We start from the raw sequence: 24,665 nt of genomic DNA, 5'->3' as shown, positions 1-24,665 counted from the left end.
TAATAACGGTGAAATATAAGTTTCGCTGTTATTACTTAGAAATATATCTAATAATCTAAAATCTTATAAAATACCCCAATTTTATCAGGAAATTCAAGACAAATTTTATTGAGTGTAGTATAATAAGTCTAACAAAGTAACTGTGTTAATATTTCCCGTAAAGAAAGTTGGGTGATGAAATGAACAGTACGAGTGTATTAGTGGTAGATCAGCTTAATCCTGGTATGGTGGTGGCAGAAGATGTATATGACAACAGAGGGCATTTGATTGTGTCACACGAGCTTCCTATTTCAGAAAAAACGATTTTACGTTTTAAACTTTATTCGATTGAAAGAGTTAAAGTGTATAATCAAATAAGTGACATAATCATAATGCACGAAAGAAATGAGCAGGGCATTCAAATTACAGAAAGCTTAGAATTTCAGGAATTCAAACAAAAATATATGGAAAGTGTGCATGAATTCAAGGATGCAATTAATGAGATTGTATATGGTACAGAGCACATTGATCAGAAGCGAATACTTAATAATATTAATCAGCTCATTTTGGAAAGTTCCAGTAAATCTCAAGTATTTTGCTTGTTAAGGAATTTGAAGCAACGAGATGATGAAACATATACCCATAGCTATAATGTTGCCATAATATGCATGATGTTTGGAATATGGCTGAATAAGAGTCAGGAGGAAATTGAGGTTCTGACATTATCAGGTCTTTTACATGATATTGGTAAGATACCTATTTTTGAAGAACTAAATCTTAAAAGAGAAGCAGAGCTTAATCAGGCAGAACAAGAGATAATGAAGCTTCATACCATTAGAGGATATGAAATTTTAAAGAATACGAATCTAGATGAAAGAGTAAAGCAGGTAGCATGTCAGCATCATGAACGTAGAAATGGCAGCGGATATCCTTATGGTCTTATGGAAATATGTGAATATGCGCAAATTGTTGCGATTGCAGATATTTATGATAATATGACATCCAAAAACCGTATTTTATCTCATTCTCCATTTAAGTTTTTCGATTATTTTAAGAGAGAGGGTTATGACCTATTTGAGAGTAAGTTTTTATTACCTTTTATTGAAAAAACAGGTGAAACCTTTTTGCATAACAGGGTTATCTTGACAAATGGAATAGAAGGTGAAATAATTTTGATCAATGAACAAGAAAAAAGCAGACCATTGATAAGAACAAAATATGGTTTCATTGACTTGAATATGGAGAGAAATTTAGAAATAGAAGAAGTATTATAGAAATCAGAAAGAGGCAGTTATGTTACCAAAGGATCCGTTCATACTACTTAGCTATGTCAATACACAGCTAAGAGATTTTTACCCAAGCTTAGAGGAAATGTGTAATAGCATGAACATTATGCAATCGGATATCATTAAGCAGCTAAAAGCAATTGATTATGAATACGATAAAGCCCTGAACAAGTTCGTTTAGGGCTTTATGTGATTAAATGATTTAATTCTACATATATTAATATAGAAATAATTAAGAAAAGGCTTGTATTATGAAACTAAAATGCTGTATTCTTTTATTGATTGATATCTCTTTATTCATATTATTGATTGCTGTCAGTACTACATGGAACAAAAATCAGAATTTAGTGACACAAACGCAGAGTGAAATCTCGAAAAGCAAGGATGAATCTAAAAAAATTGCAATAACCTTTGATGATGGTCCTCATCCGATTTATACGCAGCAGTTATTAGATGGGCTAAAGGAGAGAAATGTAAAAGCAACCTTTTTTGTAATTGGTAAAAATGCGGAACAATGTCCGGAGGTTGTGAAAAATATATATCATGACGGTCATCTTATTGGGAATCATACATACAATCATGTTCAATTAAATATCATCAGCCTGAAGGAACAATGTGAAGAAATTGTAAAAGCGAATGAAGTATTATATAAAATAACGGGTGAATATCCGGAATTTATTCGACCTGCGTTTGGTGAATGGGATAAGAATCTGGAATGTAATTTAGATATGATACCGGTGTTATGGAATGTGGATACACTTGATTGGACAACAGAAAATGTAGAGAAAATTGTTAGAAATGGAACAAAGGATATTAAAGATGGTGATATCATATTAATGCATGATTATTATAAGACGTCAGTTATTGCTGCTTTAAAGATTGTAGATATACTGCAAAGTGAAGGCTTTGAGTTTGTAACAGTAGAGGAAATGATATTATAATAACAAAAGGCTTATTTTAAGGAGAAGACAAATGGATTTATTTGATTATATGAGAAACAATACGCTGCAAAAGGAGTCACCGCTTGCTGCCAGATTAAGGCCATCAAAGCTAGAGGAGATTGTTGGACAGCAGCATATCATAGGTAAGGATAAACTGCTTTATCGGGCCATCAAAGCGGATAAACTAAGTTCAATAATATTTTATGGTCCTCCTGGAACAGGTAAGACTACAATAGCAAAGGTAATTGCAAATACAACTAGTGCCGAATTTACGCAAATTAACGCTACTGTAGCAGGAAAAAAGGATATGGAGCTTGTAGTGGACCAGGCTAAGAATAATCTTGGTATGTATGGTAAAAAGACGATTCTGTTCGTGGACGAGATTCATAGATTTAATAAAGGACAGCAGGACTATTTGTTACCATTTGTGGAAGACGGCACTCTTATTTTAATTGGCGCCACAACAGAAAATCCTTATTTTGAGGTTAATTCTGCTTTACTATCACGGTCTATTGTATTCGAATTAAAATCCCTTGCAAAAGCGGATATTAGTAAGCTCATAGAAAGAGCCGTATATGACAGCGAAAGAGGAATGGGAGCTTATGACGCAGAAATTGATGAGGATGCCAAAGAGTTTTTGGCAGATATATCGAATGGGGATGCCAGAAGTGCGTTAAATGCGATTGAATTGGCAGTTCTTACTACAGAGAAATCTTCAAATGGTAAAATTCGTATTACACTTGAGGTAGCAGAGGAATGTATTCAAAAAAGAGTAGTCCGATATGATAAATCGGGAGATAATCACTACGATACTATTTCAGCTTTCATTAAAAGTATGAGAGGATCAGACCCGGATGCCGCCGTTTATTATCTGTCAAGAATGTTGTATGCAGGAGAAAGTATCACGTTTATAGCCAGAAGAATTATGATATGTGCATCAGAAGATGTAGGCAATGCAGACCCCAATGCTTTATGTGTAGCAGTAGCCGCCTCACAGGCGGCAGAGCGTATTGGTATGCCGGAAGCAAGAATCATTCTTGCACAAGCAGTTACCTATATTGCAACAGCACCAAAGAGCAATGCGGCTATAACAGCAATAGATAAGGCTTATGGGATTATGGAGGCAACAAAAACAGCCTCTATACCAAAGCATTTGCAGGATGCTCATTATAAAGGAGCGTCAAAGCTAGGGCACGGAGATGGATATCAGTATGCTCATAATTTTCCAGATAACTATGTAAAACAGCAATATTTACCGGATGGATTAGAAGATATGGTATTTTACCAACCAACCTTGAATGGCTATGAGAAACAGATTACAGAGCATATGAAAAAAATCAGAAAAGAATAGATTCTAAATAACAGGCAGAAGCGTTTGCTTCTGCCTGTTATCTCATCAGCTTATCCATAAGATAAGCATAAACTTCTTGACTTTCGTTTTTCCAGTTATTGCATATTGAATTGGCCTGCTCTTTAGTAGGAACAGTAAGAGTCAGGCTGATTAAATCGTAATTCTTTTCTTTCACCTTGCATTCAACTGCATAATCATTGTTTGTGGTTTTATAATAGTCAGCAGTAGTTGAGACTTCATCAAGCAAAGAATATTGATTGGTAGTCAAAAATTCATCAATGTCAGCTACGATAGATGCAGAAATCTTATTTCCAAAGTACTCCAGTGTATTCGTTCCTTCTTCAGTTATATGATAATGTGAACTGTTTCGAAAAGATTCAACTTTAATTAGGTCGGCATCAATAAGTTCTGAAATTGCTTGTCTGAGAGAAAAATAAGTCGTGTATTCTTTTCCTAATATAAAATCTGTTATTTGAGCCTCAGTAAGCGGAAAGCTAACCTTATCAAGCATATATAAAACTATCAATTTGTAAAGTGTTAGTGGTTCAGACATCTATTATACCTCCTATATCATGACTGCATTGTGGCAGATTATGTAAGCTTACCCTGCCAGGTGTCTCTTAAGCGAAATTCTTTGTGAATAGTATTTAAAACTCGCTTTTTATCAGCGCTCCACAAGGGTTCTATTAAAAGATTTTTTGGACCATCTCCTGTAATTCGATGAACTACTATATCAGAAGGAAGACGTTCCAAAATTTTAATTACTATATCAGTATATTCTTCTAAAGATAAAATATGAAAATTTGTATTAAAATACAGGTCAGCTAAATCGGTATTTTTTAATACATGAAGTAATTGAAGTTTAATTCCGCCAATTGGTAATTTACTAATGTAATCAGCCGTCTTAAGCATATCTTCAAAGCTTTCATTTGGAAGACCCAATATAATATGAATAATTACATTAATATGAAGTGAAGTCAGTCTGAAAACGGCTTCTTCTAAGCAGAATAAAGGATAGCCGCGTCTTATTAATTGGGCACTTTTTTCGTGTATTGTTTGAAGTCCCAGTTCAATCCAAACTGGCTTTATACAATTGAGCTCGCCTAAAAGCAATAAAATATTATCACTGAGGCAATCTGGTCTTGTAGCAATTGATAAAATAGCAATATCAGGATGAAAAATGGCTTCATAAAATATTTTACGAAGATATTCAATTGGTGCATAGGTATTTGTATAAGCCTGAAAGTAAGCTATAAATCTTCGACTAGTCGTCTTACTCTTAACCAAGTCCTTTGCCTCTTCTATTTGCTCAGTTATGGAAAGAAGAGGGTTGGCTGCAAAATCCCCTGAACCGCCCTCGCTGCAAAAAATGCAACCATTGTTTCCAAGCGTACCATCACGGTTGGGGCAAGTCATACCTCCATTTAGCGACAGCTTATATATCTTCTCGCCGTAAGTATTCTTTAAATAGCTGTCCAATGAGAAATACCGTTTTTCGTTCCATGCCTGATTCTTGAACATAATTATTTAATATGATCCTTAACGGCTTTACTGACTACGTCAGCAACACGTGGATCAAATGCCTCCGGCATAATATTATCTTCGTTTAAATTCTCATCAGACACTAAGCCAGCGATCGCATTCGCAGCAGCTAATTTCATTTCCTCTGTAATTCTCTCAGCTCGACCTTCTAAAGCGCCTTTGAAAATACCAGGAAAAGCGACTACGTTATTTACCTGGTTGGGAAAGTCCGAACGTCCGGTCCCAACTACTTTTGCACCGGCAGCCTTTGCAATATCAGGCATAATCTCCGGTATTGGATTGGCCATTGCAAAAAGGATTGCATCTTGATTCATAGAGGTTACCATCTCGGCAGTTACAATGTTAGGAGCAGATACTCCAACAAAAATATCGGCACCTTTTAATGCATCGGCTAAGCTTCCTGACTGATTGGAAAGGTTTGTAACTTCTGTCATATTTTGCTGCATCCAATTTAAATCCATAGTATCTTTTGATATCATACCACATTTGTCACACATTGTAATATTTTGAAAGCCATAGGTCAATAAAAGCTTCGTGATGGCAATACCAGCAGAACCAGCACCATTTACTACCACACGACAGGTTTCCTTATTTTTACCCGTAACCTTTAAAGCATTAATGATTCCAGCTAATACTACAATGGCAGTACCATGTTGATCATCATGAAAGACAGGAATATCGAGCAAATCATTTAGACGTTCTTCAATTTCAAAACAGCGGGGAGCAGAGATATCCTCAAGATTGATTCCACCAAAGGCAGGAGCGATGTTTACCACAGTCTTGATGATCTCTTCTGTATCCTGTGTATCAAGACAGATAGGAAATGCGTTTACATTACCAAATTCTTTGAACAATACAGCCTTTCCCTCCATAACCGGCATGGCAGCGTAAGGACCGATATTTCCAAGACCCAAAACCGCGCTTCCATCCGATACGACGGCTACCATATTTGATTTGATAGTATATTTGTAGGCAGCCTCCCGATCCTTAGCAATCACTTTACAGGGTTCCGCTACACCAGGGGTGTAAGCAAGACTTAGGTCTTCTCGTGATTTGACAGGTGTTTTCGATACGGTTTCAAGCTTGCCATTCCATTTTTCATGAAGAAGTAAAGCTTTTTCATTTGTTGTCATAATATCCTCCATTTTCGCAAATGCGAAATTATATTGTTTAATACTTTGTCATTAGAATAATAATATCATTTACTTTCAACCAAATCAAGGATGAAACTAAGAATATCACTACAAGAAATGGGTAATTATGCATTCAATGCATAAATGCTTATTGACAGCCGATATGAATAATGTTATAGTTAAAACAACTTAATAAGGTAGCAGTAATAAACTGCTTTGGTAGAGGTTGCGTTTAACATGAGTAAATTATCTGATATGTCAGGCATAGAGGAGGGTAATTGAAAGGGAAAAACGCCGAAGTAATATATATCCTGTGTATATTTTGCTGGGCATGCGATAAATAATTGTATGACTGTCATCTTAAATTTAAGATGGTGCGCTATCTGGAAGAAAGTACTGAAAAAGAAATCTTTTTGGAGTCTGATGCACCGCGTCGGCTCTTTTTTTATTTCATAGGAAAGACCTTGTTATGGTAACGTATAAAAGCTTTGATTCCTATTAAATAAAAGGCACTACGTGTTAAAATGCGCATCTCGCAAAAAGGAATGTCATTGCTTTGCAATCCACTTGGGCGCGCGAGTGTCTGCGAGACACTTTGTTTTTTGCAGGATGCACAAAAATATTATTGAATGGATAGACTATATTACCAGATTAATTAAGTGAATAGGTTAATTTAAGGAGGATATTAGGCATGGCTATTTTTAAAGGAGCAGGTGTAGCAATTATTACACCATTTAAAGATAATGGGGATGTAAATTTCGAAAAATTAGAGGAGATTATCGATTTTCAAATTGACAATGGAACAGATTCGATAGTTATTTGTGGGACAACAGGAGAAGCTTCCACCCTTACCCATGAAGAGCATTTAGAATGCATTAAGGTGGCGGTTGACAGAACTAAAAAAAGAGTTCCGGTTATTGCGGGAACAGGCTCTAATTGTACTGATACAGCAATTTATCTTTCAAAAGAAGCGCAGCAACACGGGGCAGACGGAGTATTAATCGTAACGCCTTATTACAACAAGGCTACTCAAAATGGTCTCATTGCTCATTATACGACAATTGCTAAGAATATTAATATACCGATTGTAATGTACAACGTTCCAAGCAGAACAGGATGTAATATTCTTCCAGAAACAGCAGCTAAGCTTGTAAAGGAAGTAGATAATATTGTTGCGATTAAGGAAGCAAGTGGAAATATTTCACAAGTAACGAAACTGATGCATCTTACGAATGGAGACATTGATTTATATTCAGGCAATGATGATCAAATTGTTCCATTATTATCCCTAGGTGGGCTTGGCGTTATTTCTGTACTTTCTAATATCGCACCACAGGAAACTCACGATATCGTTGCTATGTATCTTGACAATAAGATAGAAAAAAGTCGCAAATTGCAGCTCAAGGCATTACCTTTAATCGAACAGCTATTCTGTGAAGTAAATCCGATTCCTGTAAAAAAGGCTATGAATCTGATGGGAATGAAAGTTGGACCATTAAGAATGCCATTAACTGAAATGGAAGAAGCACATGCTAAAAAACTTGCTGACGCAATGAGAGAGTTTGGTCTTAAATTAGCATAAAGCTTAATTTATATAGCTACAATTGAGAGGTAATAATATGATAAAGATTATAATGCACGGATGTAACGGACATATGGGTCAGGTTATTTCAGAAATTGTTAAAAATGATGAGTTTAGTACCATTGTTGCGGGGATTGATATTAATGGGGAACAAAAAAATGACTACCCGGTATTTAATAGCTTAGCAAAATGCAATATTGAGGCGGATGTAATGATTGATTTTGCATCATCAAAAGCGGTAGATGCACTATTAGACTATAGTACATCAAAAAACATACCGGTAGTTCTATGCACAACGGGTTTATCAGAGGAACAACTTAAGAGAATTCAAGAGGACAGTAAGAGAGTGGCTATATTGAAATCAGCTAATATGTCTTTGGGAGTCAATACACTGCTAAAACTTCTGCAAGATGCTACTAAGGTATTTGTACCAGCAGGATATGATGTGGAAATCATTGAAAAGCATCATAATCAAAAAGTTGATGCACCAAGTGGAACAGCACTTGCCTTGGCAGATTCCATCAATCAAGTATTAGATAATGAATATGAATATATATATGACAGAAGTTTAGAGCGCAAGAAACGCGAGAAGAAAGAAATCGGTATCAGTGTCGTTAGAGGTGGTACCATTGTTGGAGAGCATGAAGTATTATTTGCAGGGACAGACGAAGTAATTGAAATAAAGCATACTGCTTATTCAAAGGCTGTTTTTGGAAAGGGAGCTGTAGAGGCCGCTAAATTTCTTTCAGGAAAAGCGCCAGGCTTATATGACATGAGTGACGTGATAGGATAAATTATCAAATCCACTACAACTCTTGATTAAATTAATATAGCTTATAGAAACAGAATAAGGGAGTCGCACTAGCAATCAGTTAGCGCGACAGCCCTTATTTTTTATGTAATAAGAAATTGCGTCCTATTACATAAAAATGCTTCGCAGGATGCGGACTTGTTCACTTTATCCTTTCATAGGAAAGAACTTGTCCGCTTTCTTGAATACTAACAAATAAAGAATAAATTTATTAAGAAAATACCGGTTTGAAAATGTAATGTAATTTCGTATTTACAAGTAAATAAAATGTGATATAATACAATTAATAACATAAAATGTGTTTTAAAACAGAAAAAAATAAGGAGCAGAAGAATGAAACAAAAATTAGTGAAACAGTTTAAAGACATTTTTGGCAGTGAAGGAATAATAAAAACTTATTTTGCACCAGGAAGAGTAAATTTAATTGGAGAGCACACAGATTATAATGGTGGACATGTTTTTCCATGTGCATTGACAATTGGTACTTATGCAATTGTCAGAAAAAGAGAGGATCATAAGCTTCGATTTTATTCCATGAATTTTGAACAGCTAGGAATAATAGAATCTGATTTAGATAGTCTGGTGCATGACAAAAGTGCAGACTGGACCAATTATCCAAAGGGGGTAATGTGGGCGTTTAAGGAGAAAGGCTTTATAATAGAGAATGGATTTGATCTTCTTTTGTTTGGTAATATTCCAAATGGATCGGGTCTTTCCTCTTCTGCTTCCGTTGAAGTGGTAACCGCAGTGATAATAAAGGATATGCTAGACTTTGATGTTAATATGGTGGATATTGCATTAATCAGCCAATATGCGGAGAATCACTTTAACGGAGTCAATTGCGGAATTATGGATCAGTTTTCCAGCGCGATGGGGAAAAAGGATCATGCCATTTTCTTAGATACCAGTAATTTAACTTATGAATATGCACCAATTAAATTGGAAAATAGTAAGATTATAATTGCCTCCAGTAACAAAAAGCGAGGCTTAGGAGATTCCAAATATAATGAAAGAAGAATGGAAAGCGAGGCTGCCTTAGCTGAAATTCAACAAATTAGAGATATCAAAGCGTTAGGTGAGTTAACAGAAGATGAATTTGAGGAAGTCCAGTCTGCTATTAAAGACCCAATAAGACGAAAAAGGGCAAAGCATGCAGTTTATGAAAATCAAAGAACAATAAAGGCAGTAAATGCATTAAAAGAAAATAATATAGCGCTTTTTGGTAAGCTGATGAATGAATCACATGTTTCTCTTAGAGATGACTATGAGGTAACAGGAAAAGAACTGGATACTTTAGTAGAAGCAGCATGGGAGCAGGAGGGTGTGATTGGATCAAGAATGACTGGTGCTGGATTTGGAGGCTGTACAGTCAGCATCGTAGAAAACGATAAGGTGGACGGTTTTGTGAAGGCGGTTGGAGAAAAATATTTAAAAAATATTGGATATGCAGCAGATTTTTATGTGGTGGATATTGGAGATGGGGCAAGAGAAATTTAAAGCTTACAATTTTTTTAAGCTGTTCTATAAGGGAGAATATCATGATAAACAGATATATAAAAAAGCTTGTGTCTTATGGGATCGAAACAGGTTTGCTTAAGACAGAGGATAAGATTTATGCAACCAATCAGTTACTTGAAATTCTTAGATTAAACGAATACGAAGAACCGGAGAAGGAGTATACAGATATTGATTTAGAAGAAGTGCTTAAAGCAATCTGTAATTATGCCTTTGAACAAAAGATTATTGATGATAATGGAACCGCGACCAGAGATTTATTTGAAACGAAACTTATGAATGTACTTTTGCCAAGGCCAAGTGAAGTGATTCATAAATTTCAAACATGTTATAAAGATTCGCCTAAAAAAGCGACTGATTATTTTTATCAGTTTAGTCAAGATAGTAACTATATTAGGCGTTATCGAGTCAGCAAGGATATAAAATGGGTAGCGAATACCAGATATGGAGATTTAGATATTACCATTAATCTTTCTAAACCTGAAAAAGATCCAAAAGCAATTGCAGCAGCAAAGAATGCAAAGCAAGGAGGCTATCCAAAGTGCTTATTGTGTAAGGAAAATGAGGGATATGCAGGGAGAATCAACCATCCGGCAAGGCAAAATCATAGGATTATTCCAATTCAGATTAATAATAGCCAGTGGGGATTTCAATATTCACCCTATGTATATTATAATGAGCATTGCATCATTTTCAATGGAGAGCATATTCCAATGAAAGTAGAAAAAACCACGTTTAAAAAATTATTTGATTTTATTAAACTGTTTCCACACTATTTTATTGGCTCAAATGCAGACTTACCAATTGTTGGGGGTTCCATACTAAGTCATGATCATTTTCAGGGCGGCAATTATGAGTTTGCTATGGCAAAAGCACCTATGGAGCAGTATTATCAAATCAAAGGGTTTGAAGATATTGAGGTTGGAATTGTGAGATGGCCATTATCTGTTATTCGGGTTCGTTCAAAGGAAACTAGCCGGTTAGTGGAGATTGGAGATTATATTCTTAAAAAGTGGCGAGAATATACAGACGAAGAAGCCTTTGTATATGCCTATACGAATGATGAGCCACATAACACGATAACTCCAATAGCCAGAAAAAAAGAAGAAATGTTTGAGTTAGATTTGACACTTCGAAATAATATAACGACGAAGGAATGTCCATTAGGTCTGTATCATCCACATAATGAGCTTCATCATATTAAAAAAGAAAATATAGGCTTAATAGAAGTGATGGGACTGGCTGTTTTGCCGGCAAGGTTAAAAGACGAAATGCAGGAATTAGCCAATTACATTCTTGATAAAAAAGATATCAGCCAAAATGATTTAATTAAAAAGCATGTTGATTGGGTGGAAGAATTTATTCCAAAGTATCGTGAAATCAATCAAGATAATATAATGGAAATATTAATGAAAGAAATTGGAATTGTTTTTACAAAAGTGTTAGAGGATGCAGGTGTTTTCAAATGTGATGAGAAAGGACGGCTTGCTTTTAAGCGCTTTATCAAGTCATTATAAAATAATTATTCTATAGAAGTTCATGGTCAATAAGCTTCACGCTGATTTAAAACAGTGTGGGGCTTTTTCCAAATTAAATGATGTATTTCTTATGGAATAAATGGTATAATAGCGTTGATGATTTTTACAAGAGATTAGAAACAAGGCATTAATGGAGGAAACAATGAAGAAATATATAACAATTTTGATTTTTATTTTGCTTACGCTTAACGGATGCAGCCAAAAATCTAATCAGGAGACATCCTTTACAGAGCAAGGTATAAACGCGATAGAAAATAAAAGTTATGATGAAGCATTGACATATTTTGAAACGGCTGCCAGTAATGGAGAGGATGAGCAATTGGTATTTCGGGGCAAAGGGATCGCCTATATTGGAAAAGGTGAATATGAAACAGCAATTGAAAATCTAAAGCTTGCGCTAAAAAAGGCAACAGGAAAGGTAAATGATTTAGAAATTGATACGTCTTATTATCTTGCGTTAGCACAATATAAAAACAGTGACAGAGAAGGTGCAATACAAACCTATACGAATATATTAGCCTTTGATGAGGAGGATGCCAACGCATATTATTTACGAGGAACCGTATATTTGGCAGATGGAAATCTGGAGAGTGCAATCAGTGATTTTGATAAGGCAATTCAAAGTGATTCAGACGAATATGAGATGTATGTGAACATATTTAATAATCTGGATAATAAAGGCTATACAACTCAGGGGCAGGATTACTTAAAGAAAGCATTGGAAATCAAAGACAGTAAAGATGACGGCTTGAAAAAGGGAATGATTTACTACTATTTGGGAGATACTGAAAATGCATTGACTCAGTTAAATAAGTCTAAGGAGGCAGGGAACAAACAGGCGCTTCTTTATCTTGGTAAGGTGTACCAGCTTTTAAAGGATAATGCTACAGCTGTGGGACTTTACGAAGAATACATTGCTGCTGGTGAAAGCAAGGAAGGGCTTGGTACTGTGTACAATATGATTGGTATGTGTAATATGGAAAATGAAAGCTATCAGGAGGCTTTGACAAACTTTCAATCCGGTATTGCTCTTAATGAAAGTGATTCTATGCAGGAACTATTGTTTAATGAAATTGTTTCCTATGAATATTTAAGTGATTTTGAGACTGCTGCTCAAAAGATGCAGGAATATTTGAATCTGTATCCAAATGATAATACAGCAAAAAGAGAGTATGACTTTTTAAAAACAAGATAGAATTAAGTGAGGTAAATTAATTGTCTAATATGATAGAAACAGATGAAATAAAGGAAAAAGTAATTTTAATTGGAGTCAGCTCTCAAGAGGGTGATGACACAGAGGAATCCTTGGAAGAACTGGCAGATTTGGTTAAAACAGCAAATGCGCAGCCAATTGCAACTGTGATTCAAAATAGAGAGAGCATCCACCCGGGAACTTATATAGGAAAAGGTAAAATCGAAGAAATAAGATTAATGATTAATGAGCTAGATGCTACCGGAGTAGTGTGTGATGATGAATTATCACCAGCACAGCTTAGAAATCTGGAAGAAATGTTAGATACGAAAGTAATGGACAGAACTTTGGTTATTCTTGATATTTTTGCCAAAAGAGCAACTACCAGTGAGGGAAAGATACAAGTTGAGCTGGCACAGCTAAAATATAGCTTAGCTCGTATGGTAGGATTAAGAAGCTCCTTGTCAAGGCTGGGAGGGGGAATCGGAACAAGAGGACCTGGAGAGAAAAAACTTGAAATGGATCGAAGACTAGCCAAGGATCGAATTGCACAGCTTAAAAGAGAGCTAGATGAAATGCAACGACACAGAGAAGTGACAAGAGGACAAAGAAGCAAAAATAAAATCCCTGTGGCGGCTATTGTTGGTTATACAAATGCGGGCAAATCCACTCTTTTGAATACGCTGACAGGAGCAGGAGTACTTGAAGAGGACAAGCTTTTTGCAACACTGGATCCAACCACACGTTTATTGGAGCTTCCTAGTAAACAGCAGATTTTGATTACGGATACGGTAGGTTTTATAAGAAAGCTTCCTCATCATTTGATTGAAGCTTTTAAAAGTACGTTATTAGAAGCGAAATATTCGGATATGATTATTCATGTTGTTGATGCCTCTAATCCTCATATGGAAAAGCAAATGCATATTGTATATGAGACGCTTAATAATCTGGAGATTAAGGATAAGCCTGTCATAACGTTGTTTAATAAGCAGGATAAATTGAATGAAATAGCTTCTTTAAGAGATTTTCGCGCGGATAAAACACTTCATGTTTCGGCAAAACACGGAGAAGGGCTTGATTTGCTCCAAAATGAGTTGGAAGAAATGTTGAGACAGAAAAATATTCTGGTTGAGCGTTTATTTCCTTATAGCCAAGCAGGAAAAATTCAGTTAATTAGAAAATATGGAGAACTTTTGGAGGAAGATTACAAAAGCGATGGTATATATGTTAAAGCGTATGTACCCTTGAAAATCTATGAAACAGTTGTAAATTGAGAGTTTTCGCCCTTGTCAAGTACTTAGTTCAAAAGCACTACATATTGTGTAATATTAACAAAAAACACAATATGTAGTGTTTTTTATTGACTCTCTATCTTTAATTTGCTACAATTTTTGGTAACGGATTATTTGAATCGTGTTTGTATATTCAAGGAGGGAGAAAGAAATGTTTCAAGTAGTAAAAAGAGATGGTGAAATAGCAGATTTTAATCTTAGTAAGATAACGGAAGCTATTTCAAAGGCATTTGATGCAACACAAAAGCAATATAATGAGGATATCATTGATTTACTTTCCTTAAGAGTGACAGCTGATTTTCAAAAAAAGGTGTCAGAAACACATGTACATGTAGAGGATATACAAGACAGCGTTGAGACTATTTTAGAGCAGGCTGGATATACAGATGTTGCGAAAGCATATATTTTGTACCGCAAACAAAGAGAAAAAATACGTAATATGAAGTCGACCATTTTAGATTATAAGGATATTGTAAACAGCTATGTTAAGATTGAGGACTGGAGAGTAAAAGAAAATTCTACAGTTACTTATTCTGTTGGAGGACTGATACTGAGTAATTCAGGAGCTGTAACAGCTAATTATTGGTTATCGGAAATATACGATGAAGAAATTGCAAATGCACATAGAAATGCAGATATACATTTACATGATTTGTCCATGCTGACAGGTTACTGTGCAGGATGGTCATTAAAGCAACTGATACGTGAGGGACTGGGAGGCATTACAGGTAAGATTACCTCGTCACCGGCAAGTCATTTGTCAACACTTTGTAACCAAATGGTAAACTTTCTTGGAATTATGCAGAATGAATGGGCAGGAGCACAGGCTTTCTCCTCTTTTGATACCTATTTGGCACCGTTTGTGAAAGTGGATAACTTAAGCTATTATGATGTAAAACAGTGTATCCAGTCTTTTATTTACGGAGTGAATACACCAAGCAGATGGGGAACACAGGCACCATTTTCAAATATTACCTTAGACTGGACCGTGCCGGATGATTTAGCAGAGCTTCCTGCTATCGTTAGCGGAAAGGACATGGATTTTAAATACAAAGATTGTAAAAAAGAAATGGATATGATAAATAAGGCCTTTATTGAGACAATGATTGAAGGCGATGCAAATGGAAGAGGGTTCCAATATCCAATTCCAACTTATTCCATTACAAAAGATTTTGACTGGTCGGAAGAAGAGAATAATAAATTATTATTTGAAATGACCGCTAAATATGGCACACCATATTTCTCAAATTATATTAACAGTGATATGCAGCCAAGCGACGTAAGAAGTATGTGCTGCCGGCTGAGACTGGATTTAAGAGAACTTAGAAAGAAAACAGGTGGATTTTTTGGCTCAGGTGAAAGCACGGGCTCCATTGGTGTTGTAACAATTAATATGCCACGAATTGCCTATTTATCTAAAAATAAAGAGGATTTTTATCAAAAACTTAATAGAATGATGGATATTTCAGCACGTTCTTTAAAAATTAAGAGAGATGTTGTTACCAAATTATTTAAAGAAGGTTTATATCCTTATACGAAACGTTATCTGGAGAACTTTGATAATCATTTTTCAACAATTGGATTAATCGGTATGAATGAGGTAGGATTAAATGCAGCTTGGCTTCGTAAGGATTTGACAAGCAAAGAAACGCAGGAGTTTACAAAAGCCGTGTTAAATCATATGAGAGATCGCTTATCAGATTATCAGGAAAAATATGGAGATTTGTATAATCTTGAGGCAACACCAGCAGAGTCTACGACTTATCGTTTGGCAAAACATGATAAGAAGCGTTATCCTGATATTATCACAGCAGGTCATGAAGGTGATACACCCTATTATACAAACAGTTCACATTTACCAGTTGATTATACAGCGGATATTTTTGAAGCCTTGGATATTCAAGACGAGTTACAGACACTGTATACTTCTGGAACTGTATTTCACTCTTTCCTTGGCGAGAAGCTTCCGGATTGGCAGTCAGCTGCAAAATTAGTAAGAACCATAGCAGAGAATTATAAACTTCCATATTATACCATTTCACCAACTTATTCAGTATGCAAGGAGCATGGCTACATAAGCGGAGAGCATTATAACTGTCCGACTTGCGGTAAGGTGGCTGAGGTATACAGTCGTATTACGGGATATTACAGGCCAGTACAAAATTGGAATGAAGGTAAAATTCAAGAATATCAAAATAGAACGAATTATAATGTCAATCAGGCTGGAAAAGAATGCGTATTAAAAGAAACAGCCTGCAGCAGTGAAGATAATGAAGAATCCAACAAAAGCTATGTTACCATTTCAAATGATGAGGTTACTATTACTTCAGCTAAGCAGGGAGTAAAATATTTATTTACTACAAAGACATGTCCGAATTGTAAGATAGCCAAAGAATATTTATCAGATAAAGAATATCAGCTAATTGATGCGGAAGAGAATGCTTCTTTGGCAAGAAAATACGGAGTTATGCAGGCACCAACCTTAATTGTAATAAAGGATGGTGAGATTGAGAAATACGTAAATGCATCTAATATCAAAAAGTATGTAGAAAATAAGAACAGCAATTAAATAATGAATGAACTAAAAAGATTCCCTCTAATAATAAGAGAGAATCTTTTTAGTTATAAGAAAAGAATAGAAATTACTTTCTATGAAATCATACGATTAGCATTTTAAACAGACCATAAACATCTATTTTACCATAGCCCCATACATTATTGGGGTATGTTTGGTTAGGATATCTTTTGGCACCTCGTATGAGCAGCTCTTTAATAATAAAGCCATTAATGGGAGTAAAGTTATCTTCTACAATTGCCCATTCGAATACCATTGCCATGATTCCAGTAGTATGTGCGGCTGCAGCACCCGTTCCCGATACTGAGCCATAACTATTATTAAGGGTAGGGCAGGTGAGATTTACACCGGGAGCAGCCATATCCGGTTTTACTAGCCCAACTCTTGTATAACCGCGGCTGGAAAATATTGCAATGCCTTCTGTCACGGGGTCATAAGCAGTAACCGCAGTAGGATCGGGTGCATTAGCGGGTGAAGTAATCGTAGTATCAGGATTAGAATTTAAGAAATAAGTTTCATTTGTAATTAAATCACCAGAGGGAAGCCATACGTGAAAGTTTGATGATATATTTTCAATATTTCGGATACCAAATTTCCAAACACCCTCCTGGGCATTTTCAAAGCGAAGAAAAATTAATTGATCTCCTGACTCAACATCAAAAATCAAATTATTAACCCAAAGCTTTGTTGGCTCAAAAATAAAATTAAGCTCTATGCATTCATTGAGTGATGGATAAATGGGAGCGATATATTCCCCTGTAGGAGAACGGATATCAATAGTTACCCGATATGGAACCTCTTGCCATAAGTCAATAAAAAATTCCTTGTCATCTTTCCCAACATTTACCTCAAACTCAGTGACTTCGTTTGTAGTTTTGGTTGTTCCAAAGTAATGTCTTTTGGTATTACCTTCGTTACCGGCAGATATTGACACGCTGGTATTAGACAGACGAGTGGCATAATTCAAAAAACGGCTAAATGTTCCATAACCGTCATGACCGCTTTGATTGGTTCCCATTGCAATACAAATGGCCAAAGGGCGGTTGAGTGATTTGGCTACAGACATCAGATAGTTTATACCAAATATGATGTCAGATTCTTCATAGCATAACTTGTCGGCAGCTACAGATAAGATTTGCTTATTAATTAATTTAGCAGGCTTTAACTTAGTTACTACAATCTCCGCATCTGGAACGACACCACTAAAGTCAGCAGATACCTTTGGGGTTCCGGCAATAATTCCTGCCAGCATGGTTCCGTGACCGATTTCATCCTTAGAGGGTACAATAGATAGCGGATCAGGACTCTTTAAGGCGGCATCAATTTGCTCTTTCTTGTATTCAGTTCCAAAGGGAAAGCCTTCCGGAGGAGAAGCACCATTGTTAATTGTTTGATCCCAAATGGATACAATTTTAGTAGTGCCGTCTCTTCCGAGAAAAGCTTCATGTTGATAATCAATACCAGTATCGACAATTCCTATTAAAACTCCGTGACCATACAAATTGAAATTTGGATTCAATTGAATTTGCTGTATTCCGGATTTTTCTAAACTAATCGTAGATTCTAATGTATATAGAGTAGGAAATATAGAAAAGGGATATTTGCCTAAACTACATTTATTTATACTGCTCTTGGGGAGATGTACAACAGAGTTTACAAAAGTAATATAGGTAAAGCTTGCATCATCAAATAATGGTAGTGATTCATTATCTATTATCAGGTCGATATAATCCTCGCTGACTATTTCGTTTGCCAAGGCTTACCCCTCCCTATATTGTGCTAATATCAAATATATTTTTATATCATATGAGTATGATTGATTAGTTATGCAAAGTCAAAGTGATGTAAAAGCATTTTGCAGGTCTAAAATAATCTTTTAAGGATTCTAATATTGCAATTGTTATGGAATAAGTGTAAATTTAATTTAACAAAAGCTTGGGATGGTGATTATGAAAGTAATAGTTGAGCATTCAGACAAAGAGAATTTGCAAAAGCTCAATGAGAGATTAGGGATATTAAAAATAGAAAACAGGAGGAAGTGGATTAGATGGAGCAGTCTGTAATTGAAATTTTGAATCTTACAAAAGATTATGGTGATGGCAGAGGAATATTTAATACAAATCTAATCGTGAAGCAGGGAGAAGTGTTTGGCTTTTTGGGTCCAAATGGAGCAGGGAAATCAACAACAATTAGAAATTTAATGGGATTTATCAGGCCAGATGGCGGAAGTTGTAAGATAATGGGTATGGATTGCTATCTGGAAGCAGACAAAATACAGGCGCGTTTAGGTTACCTGGCAGGCGAAATTTCATTTATTGATGGGCTGACAGGTAAGCAAATGTTGGATTTTATTGCGGATATGAAAGGGATTAAGGATAAAAGCAAAATGCATGAATTAATGCAGCACTTTGAGCTTAACTCAAGTGGCAAAATCAAGAAAATGTCAAAGGGTATGAAACAAAAGGTAGCTATCATCTGTGCCTTTATGGGAGAACCCGATGTTATTATACTGGATGAGCCAACCAGTGGACTTGATCCATTAATGCAAAATAAGTTCATTGATTTAATATTAGAGGAAAAGAAAAAAGGAAAAACAATTTTTATTTCTTCCCATATATTTGAAGAAATTGAACGTACCTGTGACAGAACGGCTATTATTAGAAAAGGCAGATTAGTTGCGATTGAAGATATGAAATCCTTAAATAAAAGAAAAAAGAAATCCTATATTATTACGTTTCAATCAATAGAGCAAGCCAATCAATTTCTACGAGAAGGCTTTGATATTATAGATCAAAAGGATAAACAGATAACGGTGGCAATACAAGGAGATATAAATCCTTTCATTCATTCGTTGGCACATTACGAGATAAAAAACTTAGATATCAAAATAGAAACAATTGAAGAAATATTTATGCACTTTTATGGTGAAGAAAATCAGGCAGGAGGTGACCAGCATGATCGCAAGGGCACTGTTTAAGGTAGATATGAAAAAGTCTATAAAACTAATGTTCATATTTTGGGTAATCTTAGTTATGTACAGCGTTGTAATTATTTGGATGTTTGATCCTGAATTTTCTGAAATGTTATTACAGTATCAGCAAATGATGCCAGAACTTATGTCTGCATTTGGAATGGAGGGGGAAACAAACAGTTTAATTGCATTTATGAATACGTATCTCTATGGATTCTTAATGCTGATCATACCTATGATATTCGAACTAATGCTTGTAAATCAATGTGTAATGAAATATGTAGATAATGGTTCAATTGCTTGTATTTTGGCTACTCCTAATTCAAGAAAGAAAATTATAATCACTCAGATGCTTGCAATATTAATCAGTATTGTCATATTAATTAGTGCAACTGCTATGGCTGGATATCTATCAGCAGAAATATTGTTTCAAGGTGAGCTTGATGTTGCTAAGTATATTAATTTGAATATTAGTACTCTGCTTCTTCATTTCACAATAAGTGGAATTTCATTTTTTTCTGCCTGCTTTTTCAATGAAGAAAAGAACTATCTGGCAATTGGTGCAGGCTTGCCACTCGCTTTTTACTTAATTCAGATGCTATCTGGCATGGGGGATAGTTTGGATAAGTTAAAATATTTTACCATATACACACTGTTTCCGGCAGATTACATTATATCAGGAGAGGGAAATGTATTGTTTTATAATCTGATGATGTTGTTTCTGGCAGCTTTACTCTATTCTCTTGGTGCCATACGGTTTATAAAAAAGGATATGCCAATTTAGATTACTTTCCAAAATATAGTTGAGGGGCTAATTTACTAATTATTGCTTGGCATACTTTTTTATTGTGGCACGAAAAGGAGTATGGTACAATAAGTTATAATGATAATTAGTGATGAGTGTTCGTGAAAGGAATGGAGAATGAAGCTATTAATTAAAAATGGTAGAGTGATTGACCCTGGATGTAAACAAGATGAGATAATGGACTTACTCGTTGAAAATGGCAGAATTGTTAAGAAAGAAACTCAAATTAAAGAATGTGAAAAAGAGCTTAACGTAATTGATGCGAAGGGTTGTTTTGTCATGCCCGGATTTATTGATTTACATGTACATTTGCGAGAACCAGGACTAGAGCATAAAGAAACTATTGCAACTGGTGCAAGAGCAGCTGCGCGAGGGGGCTTTACTACTATTTGCGCTATGCCTAATACAAAGCCGGTGATTGATAATGTGGATCGTCTTCGATTTGTGCTTAATAAGTCAGAGCAGGTGGCAGCGGTACATGTGTGTCAGGTAGGTGCTGTTACCGTATCTCAAATGGGTGAAGAGCTTGCTGATATCGAAGGTATGGTGAAAGCCGGTGCGGTTGCTATCAGTGAAGACGGTAAATCTGTAATGAATGTAAGGCTGTATGAAGAGGCTATGAGTCTTGCGAAAGAATTAGACATACCCGTGCTTGCTCACTGTGAGGATAAGAATTTAGTGGGGGCAGGCGTTTTGAATAAAGGAAAAAAATCAGAGGAATTGCGAGTAGATGGGATTAGCAATTTGGTTGAGGACATTATTGTAGCCAGAGATATTATGCTTGCTAAGGAAACTAAAGTAAAGCTTCATTTGTGCCATTGTTCAACGAAAGATAGCGTATTAATGGTAGAGGAAGCAAAAAAGAAAGGAATTCTTGTTACAGCAGAGGTGTGCCCTCACCATTTTTCATTGACTGAGGATGATATTGTGGAAGGAGATACGAACTATAAGATGAATCCACCTCTGAGAACGAAAGAAGATGTGGAGGCATTGAAGCTTGGACTTAAGAATAATATTATGGATGTAATTGCTACGGATCATGCACCACATCATAAAAGTGAGAAAGCTTTATCTATGAAAGATGCGCCTTTTGGTATTGTCGGTCTTGAGACAGCGGCAGCTTTAACAATAACCGAGTTGGTGGAGAAAGGCTATTTAACGCCGATGCAGATGGCAGAAAAATTAAGCTTTAATCCAGCTAAAGTAATCGGATTAGATAAAGGAACATTAGAAGTCGGTAAGACAGCGGATATTACGATTCTAAATCCAGATAGGGAATGGACAGTAGATACTGAGGAGTTTGCATCTTTGGGTAAAAATACACCATTTGCAGGAAAGAAATTACGAGGACAGATTATGGCAACAATTGTAGATGGAGAAGTTGTTTATAGACATAAATAATTGTCAGTAAATAAGAATTAAGATAATATGAAATGAATAAGATAAATGCCCAAGGCAGAAGGAGTAAACATGATTAACAAATTGATAACCAAGATTCAAAAAACTAATGCACCAATTGTTGTAGGCTTAGATCCAATGCTTAACTATATTCCGAAGCAGATTCAAAAGAGGGCGTTTGATGAATACGGAGAAACTTTAGAAGGAGCAGCAGAGGCCATTTGGCAATACAATAAGGAAATTGTGGATGCAGTTTATGATTTGATACCGGCAGTAAAGCCACAAATTGCTATGTATGAACAATTTGGCATTGAGGGACTTAAGGCTTTTAAGAAGACAATAGATTACTGTAAGCAAAAGGATCTTGTTGTAATAGGTGATATCAAAAGAGGTGATATAGGCTCTACATCAGAGGCATATGCAATTGGGCATCTTGGAAAAGTTACGATTGGGTCAAAGACCTGTCGTGGATTTGATGAAGATTTTGTAACAGTAAATCCATATCTTGGTACAGATGGAATCAAGCCATTTATTGATGTTTGCAAATCTGAAAAAAAGGGGTTGTTTATTCTTGTAAAAACATCAAATCAATCAAGTGGAGAATTTCAGGATCGATTCATTGACGGAAAACCGTTATATGAATATGTAGGCGAAAAGGTAGCGGAGTGGGGAGCAGATTGTATGGGGGATTCCTATAGCTACATCGGAGCGGTTGTAGGTGCCACCTATCCTGAAATGGGTAAGGTACTTCGTAAGGTAATGCCGAAATCATTTATTCTTGTACCTGGCTATGGAGCACAGGGTGGAAAGGCTTCTGATTTGCTCCCTTATTTTAATGAGGATGGATTAGGTGCAATTATTAATTCATCTAGAGGAATTATTGCGGCTTATAAGCAGGAAGCGTATGCTCAATTCGGTGAGGCTTCGTTTGCAGATGCATCAAGACAGGCTGTACTGGATATGATAAAGGACATTAACGAAGCCATCGGGAAATAGGGATTAATATGGTAATGATAAGGGTGCTGAATAGTTACCAAATAAGGAGTAAATGACATGTCAGATAAATTTCATGAGGAAAGCATAATTATAAAGCAGGAGCAAATTGCAAACGGCATATACAGTATGTGGCTTAAAACAGAGCAAATTGCAAGTGATGTCAGACCGGGACAATTTATATCTATATATTGTAACGAAGGAAGCAGAATGCTTCCAAGACCGATTAGCATTTGTGAAACAGATAAAGAAAATAATGCTTTAAGAGTAGTCTACCGAGTAGCTGGAAAAGGAACAGAGGAATTCTCAAAATATAAATCAGGAAATACGCTTAGAATTATGGGACCTTTAGGAAATGGTTTTCCTATAAGTAAAAAAAAGGCATTGTTGATAGGAGGCGGTATCGGAATACCACCTATGCTTGAGCTTGCCAAAGAATTAGATTGTGAGAAACAGATTGTAGCAGGATACAAGGATGAAATATTTTTGCAAGAAGAATTAAAGCTGAATGGAAAATTTTATGTTGCGACGGAAGATGGAAGTGTTGGGACAAGAGGAAATGTTATGGATGCAATAAAAGCCAATGGCATAAAGGCAGAAGTAATTTATGCTTGCGGACCAACTCCGATGCTAAGAGCAGTAAAAGCTTTCGCAATTGAGAATGAAATCGAAGCGTGGGTTTCTCTAGAAGAAAAAATGGCATGTGGAATCGGCGCTTGTCTGGCATGTGTTTGTAAGTCTAAGGATAAGGACGAGCATACAAATGTAAAAAACAAGAGAATTTGTAAGGACGGTCCTGTCTTTTTAGCAGGGGAGGTAGAGTTCTAATGAATATGAAAGTATGTTTAGCAGGCATAGAATTAAATAATCCGGTTATGACTGCATCTGGTACCTTTGGATCTGGAGAAGAATACAGCGAGTTTGTTGACCTTAGTAAGCTTGGGGCAGTTGTTACAAAGGGGGTTGCTAATATTCCCTGGTCAGGAAACGAAACGCCTCGGATTGCAGAAACCTGTGGTGGGATGATTAATGCAATTGGGCTTCAAAATCCCGGAATAGATGTATTTATAAAAAGAGATTTACCATTTCTTAAGAAATATGATACTAAAATCATAGTAAATGTATGTGGAAAAACAACTCAGGATTACTGTGAAGTAGTGGAAAGATTGGCAAATGAGCCGGTTGATATGTTGGAAATTAATATATCCTGTCCCAATGTTAAGGAAGGGGGAATTGCTTTCGGACAAAATCCATGCTCTGTGGAAGCGATTACAAAAGAAGTGAAAAAATATGCAAAGCAGCCAATTATCATGAAGCTAAGTCCCAATGTAACAGATATTACAGAGACGGCCAAGGCAGCCGAAGCAGGAGGCGCGGATGTGCTTTCTCTAATTAATACCTTAACAGGAATGAAGATAGATATTCATAGAAGAAGTTTTGCACTGGCAAATAAGACAGGAGGGCTTTCCGGTCCCGCAGTTAAGCCAGTAGCGGTAAGAATGGTATATCAGGTGGCGCAGGCAGTTAAGCTTCCTATTATTGGAATGGGCGGAATTGTAAGTGCAGAGGATGCAATAGAATTTATTCTGGCAGGTGCCAGTGCAGTTTCTGTAGGAACAGCTAATTTTACAAATCCAACAGCTACCCTTGACGTAATAGAAGGTATAAAAGCTTATATGAACCGGTATCAGGTTGCAAATATACAGGAATTGATTGGCGCTGTAAAATAAAATGCAATCAAAACAGATTCAAGTCAGATTG

General features: G+C 36.0%; 21 protein-coding genes and 1 riboswitch. Of the genes, 17 read left to right on the top strand and 4 right to left on the bottom strand.

All coding sequences use genetic code 11. From position 1 onward, the window contains the following. Positions 1-179: 179 nt before the first annotated feature. From C8E03_RS13570 to C8E03_RS13555, 4 genes are all read left to right on the top strand, one after another. The gene (locus C8E03_RS13570) at positions 180-1,253 is read left to right on the top strand and encodes an HD-GYP domain-containing protein (protein WP_094379046.1); all 1,074 of its coding nucleotides are present in this window, start codon (positions 180-182) and stop codon (positions 1,251-1,253) included. A 19-nt stretch (positions 1,254-1,272) separates the two neighbouring features. Beyond that, on the top strand, positions 1,273-1,446 hold the full coding sequence (locus C8E03_RS13565; protein WP_094379048.1) for a DUF4250 domain-containing protein: 174 nt from the start codon (positions 1,273-1,275) through the stop codon (positions 1,444-1,446). A gap of 70 nt (positions 1,447-1,516) precedes the next feature. Continuing rightward, positions 1,517-2,206, top strand: coding sequence for a polysaccharide deacetylase family protein (locus tag C8E03_RS13560; RefSeq protein WP_094379050.1), 690 nt, complete (start codon positions 1,517-1,519; stop codon positions 2,204-2,206). Between the two features lie 31 nt (positions 2,207-2,237). Beyond that, positions 2,238-3,557 (top strand): replication-associated recombination protein A, encoded by a 1,320-nt coding sequence (locus C8E03_RS13555; RefSeq protein WP_110291274.1) that lies wholly within the window; start codon positions 2,238-2,240, stop codon positions 3,555-3,557. 37 nt (positions 3,558-3,594) lie between these two features. On the opposite strand, the gene C8E03_RS13550 is transcribed toward C8E03_RS13555, so the two are convergent. From C8E03_RS13550 to C8E03_RS13540, 3 genes are read right to left on the bottom strand one after another with little or no spacing between them, the layout of a single operon-like run. Beyond that, positions 3,595-4,110, bottom strand: coding sequence for a DUF4364 family protein (locus tag C8E03_RS13550; protein ID WP_094379054.1), 516 nt, complete (start codon positions 4,108-4,110; stop codon positions 3,595-3,597). 38 nt (positions 4,111-4,148) lie between these two features. Then, entirely contained in the window at positions 4,149-5,078 is a 930-nt protein-coding gene (locus C8E03_RS13545) for a TIGR01212 family radical SAM protein (RefSeq protein WP_110291273.1), read from the bottom strand. A 2-nt stretch (positions 5,079-5,080) separates the two neighbouring features. Beyond that, positions 5,081-6,232 carry an NAD(P)-dependent malic enzyme gene (locus C8E03_RS13540; protein WP_094379058.1) on the bottom strand — a complete coding sequence of 384 codons (1,152 nt, stop codon included), beginning with the start codon at positions 6,230-6,232 and terminating at the stop codon, positions 5,081-5,083. Positions 6,233-6,444: 212 nt separating this feature from the next. Then, positions 6,445-6,622, top strand: a riboswitch (Lysine riboswitch). A gap of 301 nt (positions 6,623-6,923) precedes the next feature. Here C8E03_RS13540 and dapA point away from each other — a divergent pair. From dapA to C8E03_RS13505, 7 genes are all read left to right on the top strand, one after another. Continuing rightward, a complete protein-coding gene (gene dapA, locus C8E03_RS13535) occupies positions 6,924-7,814 on the top strand; it encodes a 4-hydroxy-tetrahydrodipicolinate synthase (protein ID WP_094379060.1) in 891 nt (296 codons plus the stop codon). Between the two features lie 37 nt (positions 7,815-7,851). Continuing rightward, positions 7,852-8,607, top strand: a complete 756-nt coding sequence (gene dapB, locus C8E03_RS13530) for a 4-hydroxy-tetrahydrodipicolinate reductase (protein WP_094379062.1) — start codon at positions 7,852-7,854, stop codon at positions 8,605-8,607. Positions 8,608-8,958: 351 nt separating this feature from the next. Further along, on the top strand, positions 8,959-10,122 hold the full coding sequence (locus C8E03_RS13525) for a galactokinase (protein ID WP_094379064.1): 1,164 nt from the start codon (positions 8,959-8,961) through the stop codon (positions 10,120-10,122). A 41-nt stretch (positions 10,123-10,163) separates the two neighbouring features. Beyond that, on the top strand, positions 10,164-11,657 hold the full coding sequence (gene galT / locus C8E03_RS13520) for a UDP-glucose--hexose-1-phosphate uridylyltransferase (protein ID WP_110291272.1): 1,494 nt from the start codon (positions 10,164-10,166) through the stop codon (positions 11,655-11,657). Positions 11,658-11,820: 163 nt separating this feature from the next. Further along, entirely contained in the window at positions 11,821-12,873 is a 1,053-nt protein-coding gene (locus C8E03_RS13515) for a tetratricopeptide repeat protein (protein ID WP_170122999.1), read from the top strand. A 20-nt stretch (positions 12,874-12,893) separates the two neighbouring features. Further along, complete coding sequence (gene hflX, locus C8E03_RS13510) at positions 12,894-14,144, top strand: GTPase HflX (RefSeq protein ID WP_110291270.1); 1,251 nt, start codon at positions 12,894-12,896, stop codon at positions 14,142-14,144. Between the two features lie 169 nt (positions 14,145-14,313). Continuing rightward, positions 14,314-16,731, top strand: coding sequence for a ribonucleoside triphosphate reductase (locus tag C8E03_RS13505; RefSeq protein WP_110291269.1), 2,418 nt, complete (start codon positions 14,314-14,316; stop codon positions 16,729-16,731). A gap of 88 nt (positions 16,732-16,819) precedes the next feature. Here the strand turns inward: C8E03_RS13505 and C8E03_RS13500 are convergent, their stop codons facing one another. Then, the gene (locus C8E03_RS13500) at positions 16,820-18,493 is read right to left on the bottom strand and encodes a S8 family peptidase (RefSeq protein ID WP_242993540.1); all 1,674 of its coding nucleotides are present in this window, start codon (positions 18,491-18,493) and stop codon (positions 16,820-16,822) included. A gap of 291 nt (positions 18,494-18,784) precedes the next feature. Here C8E03_RS13500 and C8E03_RS13495 point away from each other — a divergent pair, with 291 nt between their 5' ends. The 6 genes from C8E03_RS13495 to C8E03_RS13470 all read left to right on the top strand — a co-directional run bounded on the left by C8E03_RS13495 (position 18,785) and on the right by C8E03_RS13470 (position 24,634). After that, complete coding sequence (locus tag C8E03_RS13495) at positions 18,785-19,714, top strand: ABC transporter ATP-binding protein (RefSeq protein WP_110291268.1); 930 nt, start codon at positions 18,785-18,787, stop codon at positions 19,712-19,714. Next, complete coding sequence (locus C8E03_RS13490) at positions 19,692-20,492, top strand: ABC transporter permease subunit (RefSeq protein ID WP_170122998.1); 801 nt, start codon at positions 19,692-19,694, stop codon at positions 20,490-20,492. The genes C8E03_RS13495 and C8E03_RS13490 overlap by 23 nt, the downstream gene beginning before the upstream one ends. 138 nt (positions 20,493-20,630) lie before the next feature. Next, the gene (locus C8E03_RS13485) at positions 20,631-21,914 is read left to right on the top strand and encodes a dihydroorotase (RefSeq protein WP_110291267.1); all 1,284 of its coding nucleotides are present in this window, start codon (positions 20,631-20,633) and stop codon (positions 21,912-21,914) included. Between the two features lie 69 nt (positions 21,915-21,983). Next, positions 21,984-22,907 carry an orotidine-5'-phosphate decarboxylase gene (gene pyrF, locus C8E03_RS13480; protein WP_110291266.1) on the top strand — a complete coding sequence of 308 codons (924 nt, stop codon included), beginning with the start codon at positions 21,984-21,986 and terminating at the stop codon, positions 22,905-22,907. 57 nt (positions 22,908-22,964) lie between these two features. Beyond that, a complete protein-coding gene (locus tag C8E03_RS13475; RefSeq protein ID WP_094379082.1) occupies positions 22,965-23,732 on the top strand; it encodes a dihydroorotate dehydrogenase electron transfer subunit in 768 nt (255 codons plus the stop codon). Beyond that, a complete protein-coding gene (locus C8E03_RS13470; RefSeq protein ID WP_094379084.1) occupies positions 23,732-24,634 on the top strand; it encodes a dihydroorotate dehydrogenase in 903 nt (300 codons plus the stop codon). Before C8E03_RS13475 ends, C8E03_RS13470 begins: the two co-directional genes overlap by 1 nt. Positions 24,635-24,665: the final 31 nt, after the last annotated feature.

The organism is Lachnotalea glycerini (genome assembly GCF_003201285.1).
GTDB lineage: Bacteria > Bacillota > Clostridia > Lachnospirales > Lachnospiraceae > Lachnotalea > Lachnotalea glycerini.
Note: the sequence above shows the minus strand (reverse complement) of the source record. Positions and strands in the feature narration are given on the sequence as shown.